The sequence below is a fragment of the Nitratidesulfovibrio oxamicus genome, assembly GCF_015731765.1.
GTDB lineage: Bacteria > Desulfobacterota > Desulfovibrionia > Desulfovibrionales > Desulfovibrionaceae > Cupidesulfovibrio > Cupidesulfovibrio oxamicus.
This window is the reverse complement of sequence record NZ_VRYY01000652.1, coordinates 1-958: the sequence shown is the minus strand read 5'-3', so window position 1 is coordinate 958 and position 958 is coordinate 1. Positions and strand designations below refer to the sequence as shown.

General features: G+C 71.3%; 1 pseudogene. It reads right to left on the bottom strand.

The window, feature by feature from the left end:
- Positions 1-958 (bottom strand): annotated as a pseudogene (locus FVW20_RS16880) (hypothetical protein); the annotation flags it as partial.

The following is a 958-nucleotide window of genomic DNA, read 5'->3' as shown; positions in this document are numbered from 1 at the left end:
CGCGCCGGTGCGGGGCCAACCGGGCCGCCACCACCGCCGCCGTCTGCGGGTGGCCCTCGGCCAGCCGCGCGGCAAGTTCCGAGTCGGGCAGCACCTGCAGGCGGTCGTGGACCGATTCGGCGGATTCGGTCTGCTCCGGGGCCAGCAGCACGGAATCATCGGACAGCAGATCGGCCAGCGGCAGCAGCATGGACAGGGGCAGCACCAGCAGCACGCGGCCTGCCCACGGAGTTGGAGATCGCGGGAACACGGGGGACGGGGAAGGCGATGCGTCAGCCAAGGCAGGGGACGGGGCCAGTTGCCGGGGAAGGGACGGACCTGCCTGACTTTTCGCTTGCGGCACGGCTGCGGGCGACAGCCAGTGCAGCGTCACAGTGAATGGCGTGGCCACCAGCGGCTCGCCAAGGGCCTCCCAGTCGGGGCGCAGTGCCTCGCGGGCGTGGGCTGGCTGGCCGCCCGGTTCACCGGGGGGAGCATCGCAGCCGGAGGTTTCGATTTCGAAGTAGGGCAGAAAGGCCCATTCAAGGTCCAACTGCAACTGGCGGCCAAGATGCACGCACAGTCCGGACTCCGCATGGCCGGGCAGCCAGCCGCTGCGGTTGCCCGAACCCGGCAGCGAAGATACGGGAACGCCGCCGGACCGGGGGGGTTCCAGGCCCGTAGCCGGACCGCCCGCCGGACCGCCTGCCGGACCGTCCGCAATTGAGCGCGGATCCACGCCAAGGCCCAGCCAGACAAGCGCATCACGCAGGGAATGGTCGAACAGCAACGCGGCCATGCCTTCCAGCGGCACCACGCCGAAGCGGTGCATGGCGGGCCGCGTCAGCAACCCGGCGCACCCGGCCATGTCGCACAGTTGCGTCTCGTCGGGGGTGACCACGCACCCCACGCCGCACAACGTGCCGATGCGCCGTGCGGCGGCGTCGGCGAAGCGGCGCAGGATGCGCTTGAGCAAGGG